Origin of the sequence: Tamlana sp. I1 (assembly GCF_015355625.1) — a bacterium.
Lineage (GTDB): Bacteria > Bacteroidota > Bacteroidia > Flavobacteriales > Flavobacteriaceae > Pseudotamlana.
In genome coordinates, this window is record NZ_JACLAF010000001.1 from 348,728 (window position 1) to 357,407 (window position 8,680).

An 8,680-nucleotide genomic window follows, 5' to 3' on the forward strand; every position below is an offset into this window, starting at 1 on the left:
ACTGGAAACTTAAAACTTAAGAAAATGGCAAGAAAACAAGATAAAAATACAGTTAAGAGGTTTAATAAAATCTCCATTGGTTTAGCATCACCAGAGTCTATTTTGGCAGAGTCTAGAGGTGAGGTTTTAAAGCCTGAAACTATCAATTATCGAACTCACAAACCAGAGCGTGATGGTTTGTTCTGTGAGCGTATTTTCGGTCCTGTTAAGGATTACGAATGTGCTTGTGGTAAATATAAAAGAATTCGCTACAAAGGAATCGTTTGCGACCGTTGTGGTGTAGAAGTAACAGAAAAGAAAGTACGTCGTGACAGAGTAGGACACATCAACCTTGTAGTTCCTGTGGCTCACATTTGGTACTTCCGTTCGTTACCAAATAAAATTGGTTATTTATTAGGATTACCTTCTAAGAAATTAGATATGATAATTTACTACGAACGTTACGTAGTTATTCAACCTGGTAATGCTAAAAATGAAGAAGGTGAACCATTACAAAAAATGGACTTCTTAACTGAAGAAGAATACTTAAATATTCTTGAAACCCTTCCTCAAGATAATCAGTATTTAGACGATACAGACCCTAACAAATTCTTAGCGAAAATGGGTGCTGAATGTCTAATTGATTTATTAGCAAGAATTGATTTAGAAGCTTTATCATACGAGTTACGTCACAAAGCAAATACCGAAACGTCTAAACAACGTAAAACGGAAGCTTTAAAACGTTTACAAGTTGTAGAATCTTTACGTGAATCAAATCAAAATAGAGAGAATCGTCCTGAGTGGATGATTATGAAAGTCATTCCAATCATTCCGCCAGAATTACGTCCATTAGTACCATTAGATGGTGGTCGTTTTGCAACGTCTGATTTAAATGATTTATACCGTCGTGTTATCATTCGTAACAACCGTCTTAAAAGATTGGTTGAAATTAAAGCTCCTGAAGTTATTTTACGTAACGAAAAACGTATGCTTCAAGAGTCTGTCGATTCATTATTCGATAACACCCGTAAGTCTTCAGCAGTAAAAACAGATTCTAACAGACCTTTAAAATCTTTATCAGATTCATTAAAAGGTAAGCAAGGTCGTTTCCGTCAAAACTTACTTGGTAAACGTGTGGATTATTCAGCACGTTCGGTAATTGTTGTAGGACCAGAATTAAAATTATTTGAATGTGGATTGCCTAAAAACATGGCAGCTGAGCTTTACAAGCCTTTCGTAATTAGAAAATTAATTGAAAGAGGTATTGTTAAAACAGTAAAATCTGCAAAGAAAATTATAGATAAAAGAGAGCCTGTGGTTTGGGATATCTTGGAAAACGTTCTTAAAGGACATCCAGTATTACTAAACCGTGCGCCTACTTTACACCGTTTAGGGATTCAAGCTTTTCAACCAAAATTAATTGAAGGAAAAGCAATCCAATTACACCCATTAGTATGTACGGCATTCAACGCCGATTTCGATGGTGACCAGATGGCGGTGCATTTACCATTAGGGCCAGAAGCTATTTTAGAATGCCAGATGTTAATGTTGGCTTCTCATAATATCTTAAACCCAGCAAATGGTTCTCCTGTAACGGTACCTTCTCAAGATATGGTACTTGGTCTTTACTATATGACCAAGCTACGTAAATCTACTCCAGAAGTTCAAGTTAAAGGTGAAGGTTTAACGTTTTATTCTCCAGAGGAAGTTCAAATTGCTTTCAATGAGCAAAGAGTAGACTTAAACGCTGGAATTAAAGTAAGAACTATCGATATTAATGAGGATGGTAAACTTGCTCCAATGATTATTGAAACTACTGTTGGTCGTGTATTATTTAATCAACACGTACCACAAGCAGCTGGATATATCAATGAAGTACTTACTAAAAAGTCATTAAGAGATATTATTGGTGATATTCTTAAGGTAACTTCAGTTCCTGAAACTGCCGATTTCTTAGATGCTATTAGAACTTTAGGATTTAAATTCGCTTTCCAAGGTGGTTTATCATTTAGTTTAGGGGATATTATCATTCCACCAGAAAAACAAGGAATGATTGATAAAGCCAATGGTTTAGTTGATGGAATTACAGGTAACTATAACATGGGACTTATTACCAACAACGAACGTTATAACCAAGTTATTGATATTTGGACTTCTACAAATGCTGAATTGACTGAATTGTCTATGAAGCGTATTCGTGAAGACCAACAAGGATTTAACTCGGTATTTATGATGCTTGATTCTGGAGCTCGTGGATCTAAAGAACAGATTCGTCAGCTTACAGGTATGCGTGGATTAATGGCGAAACCTAAAAAATCGAATGCTGGTGGTGGAGAGATTATTGAAAACCCGATTCTTTCTAACTTTAAGGAAGGACTTTCAATTTTAGAATACTTCATCTCTACGCACGGTGCACGTAAAGGTCTTGCGGATACGGCTCTTAAAACTGCCGATGCAGGTTACTTAACTAGACGTTTAGTAGATGTTTCTCAAGATGTTATCATTAATACTGAAGATTGTGGTACGTTAAGAGGTGTTGAAGTTGAACCATTGAAAAAGAATGATGAAGTTGTTGAAACTTTACAAGAAAGAATTGTTGGTCGTGTTTCATTAAACGATGTATACAATCCTTTAACTGAAGAAAAATTAGCTTCTGCAGGACAATTAATTGATGATGCTGTTGCGAAAGTAATAGGAGCATCTCCAATTGAAAGTGTAGAAGTACGTTCAGCCTTAACTTGTGAAGCTTTACAAGGAATTTGTGCTAAATGTTACGGTCGTAACTTAGCTACAGGTAAAATGGTACAACGTGGTGAAGCTGTTGGTGTAGTTGCTGCACAATCAATTGGTGAGCCTGGTACACAGTTAACACTTCGTACATTCCACGTAGGTGGTATTGCAGGTAACATTTCAGAAGAAAACAAATTAGCTGTTAAATTTAACGGTGTTGCTGAAATTGAAGATTTAAAAACAGTTAAAGGTCAGGATAGTGAAGGAAACGAGATTGATATCGTAATTTCTAGAACTTCTGAAATTAAACTTACAGATAAGAAAACAGGTATTGTATTAAGTACTAATAACATTCCTTATGGTTCTACTATTTTTGTTAAAAATGGTCAAGAATTAACTAAAGGAGATGTGGTTTGTACTTGGGATCCATATAACGGTGTAATTATTTCTGAATTCGCTGGTCGAGTGAAGTACGAAAACATCGAACAAGGGGTAACTTACCAAGTTGAAATTGATGAGCAAACAGGTTTCCAAGAAAAAGTAATTTCTGAATCTAGAAACAAAAAGCTTATCCCAACACTTCATATCGAAGATTCAAGCGGGGCAACGATGCGTTCTTACAACTTACCAGTTGGCGCTCACCTTATGATTGATGATGGCGATAAAATTAATGTTGGTAAAATTTTAGTTAAGATTCCTCGTAAATCGGCTAAAGCAGGGGATATTACAGGTGGTCTTCCTCGTGTAACCGAATTATTCGAAGCACGTAACCCATCTAACCCAGCAGTTGTTTCTGCTATTGATGGTGTGGTTTCTTTCGGAAAAATTAAAAGAGGTAACCGTGAGATTATCGTAGAATCTAAATTAGGTGATGTTAAGAAATACTTAGTGAAATTATCTAATCAAATCTTAGTACAAGAGAATGATTATGTAAAAGCTGGTATGCCATTATCTGATGGTTCTATTACACCAAACGATATTTTAAATATTAAAGGCCCTTCTGCGGTTCAACAATATTTAGTAAACGAAGTACAAGAAGTTTACCGATTACAAGGTGTGAAGATTAACGATAAGCACTTCGAAGTTGTTGTAAGACAAATGATGCGTAAAGTTAGAATTATCGATTCTGGTGATACGATTTTCTTAGAAGATCAATTAGCTCATAAAGCAGATTTCATTAAAGAAAATGATGATATCTTCGGAATGAAAGTGATTGAAGATGCTGGAGATTCGTCTACACTTAAACCAGGACAAATAGTTTCACCTCGTCAATTAAGAGATGAGAATTCTATTTTACGTCGTGAAGATAAAGCGCTTGTTGTTGCTAGAGATGCACAGCCTGCAACGGCAACTCCAATACTACAAGGTATTACGAGAGCATCGCTTCAAACAAAATCGTTTATTTCTGCGGCATCGTTCCAAGAAACAACTAAAGTATTAAACGAAGCTGCAGTAGCAGGTAAAGTTGATGCTTTAGAAGGCTTGAAAGAGAATGTAATTGTTGGTCATAGAATTCCAGCAGGTACAGGTATGAGAAGTTATTCTGATATCATCGTGGGTTCAAAAGAAGAATTTGACGAAATGATGCAAGTAAAGCAAGAATTAAATTATAATTAAAGCATTCCCGCGAAATCGAAGATTCACGAATACCTTTTTGGAGGTAAGTGTAGATGAGTAAAGCGGGAATCTTAAAAAGATTAGCCTTCTTGTATCTTTATACTTGAAGGCTTTTTTAATATAAAATCAAAGCTTTAAAAACATTTCCTCTATATTGGAAAAAATATTTAAATATGGCAGACGAAAAAGAAAAACAAAATCAAGGGCAAATAAACATAGAGTTAGACGAGAAAGTTGCTGAAGGAACTTATTCTAACTTAGCGATTATCAACCATTCTGTTTCAGAATTTGTAGTAGACTTCGTGAATATTATGCCAGGTGTTCCAAAAAACAAGGTAAAATCTAGAATTATTTTAACGCCACAACATGCAAAGCGTTTATTAAAGGCTTTAGGTGATAACATAGCACGTTTTGAAAATGCTCACGGTGAAATTAAAGATTATGAGCAGCCACCAATCCCACTAAATTTTGGCCCAACGGGACAAGCATAGACTTATGCAAAATTGATATAACAAAAAAGCCTTTGAAAATTTTTCAAAGGCTTTTTTTGTTCGTTTAAGCAATGTTAGATGCGATTAATAAACGAGTTCTTCTTTGTTGATTTTAAATTTTAAAGCTCCCGATGGGCATTTTCTTATTTGTGTAATTATTTTATCGGTAGATTCGCCTTCAAGGTCTATCCAGGGAATTACAGAGTTTCTAAAAACTTCCGGAAGGCTTTTTGTACAAATATCAGATTGTGCACATACGAAAGGATCGTAGGAAATGGTAATATCGCTATTACGTTCAAACTTTACGTTAGTCTTCATAATTTAATCAATTAGATATATAATTTTATAAAAAGGTTTAATCAAATTCTGATGTAAAATGTAGTTTTATGTTTGGATATTTTTGTTGTGTCATTTGTAATGAAAATGGCGAATCGGCTAAGAAAACTAACTGATTGCGTTTATCTTTAGCTAAATAGCGTTGTTTTACTCTTACAAATTCTTTGTATTCTTCTGTTTTAGAATTGGTAGGATCTACCCAACAGGCTTTATGTACATTTAAGTTTTCATAAGTACATTTAGCTCCATATTCATGTTCTAATCGGTATTGAATAACCTCATATTGTAAGGCACCAACGGTTCCAATTACTTTTCTTCCGTTAAGTTCTAAGGTAAATAATTGCGCCACACCTTCATCCATAAGCTGGTCGATACCTTTAAATAGCTGTTTAGATTTTAAAGGGTCTGCATTATTAATATATCTAAAGTGTTCTGGAGAAAAGCTTGGAATACCTTTATAATTTAGTCCTTCGCCTTCAGTAAGCGTATCACCAATTTTAAAATTTCCGGTATCTTGTAATCCTACAATATCACCTGGGTAAGAGATTTCAACAATTTCCTTCTTTTCAGCAAAAAAAGCATTCGGACTCGAAAATTTTACTTTTTTATTGTGACGAACATGTAAATACGGTGCATTTCTTTTAAATTCTCCCGATACAATTTTAATAAACGCTAAACGGTTTCTATGATTAGGATCCATATTAGCGTGGATTTTAAAAACAAATCCTGTAAATTTATCTTCTTCAGGTTTTACTAGGCGTTCTTCACTTTGTTTAGGTTGTGGTTTTGGAGCGATTTCCACAAAACAATCTAATAATTCGCGAACCCCAAAACTATTTAAAGCCGAACCAAAAAATACAGGTTGTAAGCTTCCGTTTAAATACTCTTCATTATCAAAAGGGGGATAAATACCTTCAACTAGCTCCAATTCTTCACGAAGTGTTTCAGCAGCTTTATCGCCTACCAGATTATTTAATTCTTTCGAGTCTAAATCTGAAACTTCAATGGTTTCTTCAATGTTCTTTCTGCTATCACCACTAAAAAGATTGATGTTTTTCTCCCAAATATTATAAATACCTTTAAAGTCGTAACCCATGCCAATCGGGAAACTTAAAGGTGTTACATGCAAGCCTAATTTTTGTTCTATTTCATCAAGCAATTCAAAAGCATCTTTTCCTTCACGGTCCATTTTGTTAATAAACACAATCATAGGAATATTGCGCATGCGACAAACTTCAACTAATTTTTCAGTTTGTTCCTCGACCCCTTTGGCAACATCAATCACCACAATTACACTATCAACAGCAGTAAGTGTTCTAAAAGTATCTTCGGCAAAATCCTTGTGACCTGGTGTATCTAGAATATTAATTTTGATGCCATTGTATTCAAAAGCCAATACCGAAGTTGCTACAGAAATTCCACGCTGACGCTCAATTTCCATAAAGTCACTTGTAGCTCCTTTTTTAATTTTATTACTTTTTACAGCGCCTGCTTCTTGTATCGCACCACCAAAAAGTAATAATTTTTCGGTTAATGTGGTTTTACCAGCATCGGGATGCGAAATGATTCCAAAAGTTCTGCGTCGTTGTATTTCTTTTAAAAAGCTCATATATCTTAGTGCAAATGGGTTGCAAAGATAATATATAACTTGAATAAGAATTGAAGATGTGTGTACTTTTTAAATTTCTAATTGGATTAATATGGTATTCAAAATTTAGATGGTATTTTTGTTTACTATGAAACTAGTATTTGCTAATTATTTAATGTAAATCATTATGTGTTTAGCGAATTACATGAGTACAAATGCTTAAAAAAATAATAACAGATGAAAGAAGAAGAAGTAATTCTTGTAAACGAAAAGGATGAGAAAATTGGATTAATGCCTAAAATGGAAGCGCACGAAAAAGCGTTACTTCATCGTGCATTTTCTGTTTTTGTTTTTAATGATAAAAATGAATTAATGTTACAGCAGCGTGCTTTAGGAAAATACCATTCGCCAGGACTGTGGACGAACACTTGTTGCAGCCATCAGCGTGATGGTGAATCTAATCTAGAAGCTGGAAAAAGGCGTTTGCAAGAAGAAATGGGTTTTGTTGTAGATTTAGAAGAATCTATTTCTTTTATATACAAAGCGCCGTTTGATAATGGCTTAACCGAACACGAATACGACCATATTATGTTGGGGACTTACAATGGTGAGCCTAATATTAATCCAGACGAAGTTGCTAGTTGGAAATGGATGCCTTTAGAAGCTGTAAAGGACGATATTGCTAAAAACCCAGACTTATATACGGCTTGGTTTAAAGTGATTTTTGATAAATTCTACGATAATATAAAAGTAACGTCATGAGGGCAACGGTAAGCAGAAAAGCACATTTTAATGCGGCACATCGGTTATATAGAAAGGATTGGAGTTTTGAAAAAAATGATAAAATTTTCGGAAAATGTAACAATCCCAATTACCATGGGCATAATTACGAACTTATTGTAAGTGTTACAGGGGATATCGATGAAGAAACCGGATATGTAATCGACATTAAAATTTTAAGAACTCTTATTGCTGAAGAAGTTGAAGCCGCTTTCGATCATAAAAACTTAAATCTAGATGTGCCCGAATTTAAAGATTTAAACCCTACTGCCGAAAATATTGCTGTGGTTATTTATAATAAGTTAAAACCAAAGTTAGAGCATCAATTACATCTTGAAATTACACTTTATGAAACCCCACGTAATTTTGTGCGTTATTCAGGGGAATAGTTTTAAAATCTTCTTTAAAAAATAAGCGTTTAATAATTATTCAAGCGCATTTACACTGCAAAATATATCTTAAAAAGGCTTGCTATTGGAAGTTTATATGTAATTTTGCGTAAAATAAATTAAGAAATTATGGCAAATGTTAGAGACCTAAAAAAAGACATTAATTATGTTTTAGGTGATATTATAGAAGCAGTTTATGTTTGGGAATATTCAAATACCGACAAAGACACCAAGAAAAGTGAAGCGATTATTGACGAAGCAATTAAAACTTTTGATGAATTAATTGTTAAAGTAAATACAAAAGCAGAAAACCCAAAAGCACATTTTAAAGCTATTAATAATGAGCTAGAAGAAAAGGGGAGAGCTTTAATTGAAAAAATTAATGCTTTAAGCTAAAATTTTTTAACGGATTGCTTGCAGATAAAAAAATTGCGATTATATTTGCACCCGTTAAATAAGCCGATGTAGCTCAGCTGGCTAGAGCAGCTGATTTGTAATCAGCAGGTCGTGGGTTCGAGTCCCTCCATCGGCTCAAAAAAACCTCACTTTAAGTGGGGTTTTTTTATGTCTTTTTATAAAGGTTTACTTTACTGTTTTTATGGATCAAGAGCAAAAGTTGTGGGATTTTAGAATTAAGCAAAAATAGTAGTTAATCTATAGAGGAAGAATTTTACGTTTCTCACGCCTCTGAACTGCGTTCTAAAAGCTTTAATTTTGGCATTAAAGGATTCTGCAGAAGCATTTGTACTTCTATTAATAAAATAGTTTAG

Annotated in this window: 8 protein-coding genes and 1 tRNA gene; 6 read left to right on the plus strand and 3 right to left on the minus strand. The window is 34.1% G+C overall.

The features are described 5' to 3' along the window. Positions 1 to 24: 24 nt before the first annotated feature. Both rpoC and H6X70_RS01475 read left to right on the plus strand, forming a co-directional pair. On the plus strand, positions 25 to 4,326 hold the full coding sequence (gene rpoC / locus H6X70_RS01470; RefSeq protein WP_194765891.1) for a DNA-directed RNA polymerase subunit beta': 4,302 nt from the start codon (positions 25 to 27) through the stop codon (positions 4,324 to 4,326). Between the two features lie 173 nt (positions 4,327 to 4,499). Further along, positions 4,500 to 4,817, plus strand: coding sequence for a DUF3467 domain-containing protein (locus H6X70_RS01475; RefSeq protein ID WP_194765892.1), 318 nt, complete (start codon positions 4,500 to 4,502; stop codon positions 4,815 to 4,817). Between the two features lie 84 nt (positions 4,818 to 4,901). Here the strand turns inward: H6X70_RS01475 and H6X70_RS01480 are convergent, their stop codons facing one another. Both H6X70_RS01480 and H6X70_RS01485 read right to left on the minus strand, forming a co-directional pair. Beyond that, complete coding sequence (locus H6X70_RS01480; protein WP_194765893.1) at positions 4,902 to 5,135, minus strand: (4Fe-4S)-binding protein; 234 nt, start codon at positions 5,133 to 5,135, stop codon at positions 4,902 to 4,904. A 37-nt stretch (positions 5,136 to 5,172) separates the two neighbouring features. Then, positions 5,173 to 6,762, minus strand: a complete 1,590-nt coding sequence (locus H6X70_RS01485; RefSeq protein WP_194765894.1) for a peptide chain release factor 3 — start codon at positions 6,760 to 6,762, stop codon at positions 5,173 to 5,175. Positions 6,763 to 6,978: 216 nt separating this feature from the next. On the opposite strand from H6X70_RS01485, the gene idi reads away from it, so the two are divergent. The 4 genes from idi to H6X70_RS01505 all read left to right on the plus strand — a co-directional run bounded on the left by idi (position 6,979) and on the right by H6X70_RS01505 (position 8,442). Continuing rightward, positions 6,979 to 7,503, plus strand: a complete 525-nt coding sequence (gene idi / locus H6X70_RS01490) for an isopentenyl-diphosphate Delta-isomerase (protein WP_194765895.1) — start codon at positions 6,979 to 6,981, stop codon at positions 7,501 to 7,503. Then, positions 7,500 to 7,910: a 6-pyruvoyl trahydropterin synthase family protein gene (locus tag H6X70_RS01495; RefSeq protein WP_194765896.1), complete on the plus strand. Its 411-nt coding sequence runs from the start codon at positions 7,500 to 7,502 to the stop codon at positions 7,908 to 7,910. Before idi ends, H6X70_RS01495 begins: the two co-directional genes overlap by 4 nt. 129 nt (positions 7,911 to 8,039) lie before the next feature. Further along, positions 8,040 to 8,306 (plus strand): hypothetical protein, encoded by a 267-nt coding sequence (locus H6X70_RS01500; RefSeq protein ID WP_194765897.1) that lies wholly within the window; start codon positions 8,040 to 8,042, stop codon positions 8,304 to 8,306. Positions 8,307 to 8,368: 62 nt separating this feature from the next. After that, a tRNA-Thr gene (locus H6X70_RS01505) sits at positions 8,369 to 8,442 on the plus strand. Positions 8,443 to 8,542: 100 nt separating this feature from the next. Here H6X70_RS01505 and H6X70_RS01510 read toward each other — a convergent pair. Further along, a partial coding sequence (locus tag H6X70_RS01510) for a transposase (RefSeq protein ID WP_194765898.1) occupies positions 8,543 to 8,680 on the minus strand: 138 nt, incomplete at its 5' end.

What these genes read in the sequence shown, in the direction of transcription:
- rpoC (WP_194765891.1), top strand. Translation starts at nt 25, where the DNA reads ATGGCAAGAAAACAAGATAAAAATACAGTTAAGAGGTTTAATAAAATC.
- H6X70_RS01475 (WP_194765892.1), top strand. Translation starts at nt 4,500, where the DNA reads ATGGCAGACGAAAAAGAAAAACAAAATCAAGGGCAAATAAACATAGAG.
- H6X70_RS01480 (WP_194765893.1), bottom strand. Translation starts at nt 5,135, where the DNA reads ATGAAGACTAACGTAAAGTTTGAACGTAATAGCGATATTACCATTTCC.
- H6X70_RS01485 (WP_194765894.1), bottom strand. Translation starts at nt 6,762, where the DNA reads ATGAGCTTTTTAAAAGAAATACAACGACGCAGAACTTTTGGAATCATT.
- idi (WP_194765895.1), top strand. Translation starts at nt 6,979, where the DNA reads ATGAAAGAAGAAGAAGTAATTCTTGTAAACGAAAAGGATGAGAAAATT.
- H6X70_RS01495 (WP_194765896.1), top strand. Translation starts at nt 7,500, where the DNA reads ATGAGGGCAACGGTAAGCAGAAAAGCACATTTTAATGCGGCACATCGG.
- H6X70_RS01500 (WP_194765897.1), top strand. Translation starts at nt 8,040, where the DNA reads ATGGCAAATGTTAGAGACCTAAAAAAAGACATTAATTATGTTTTAGGT.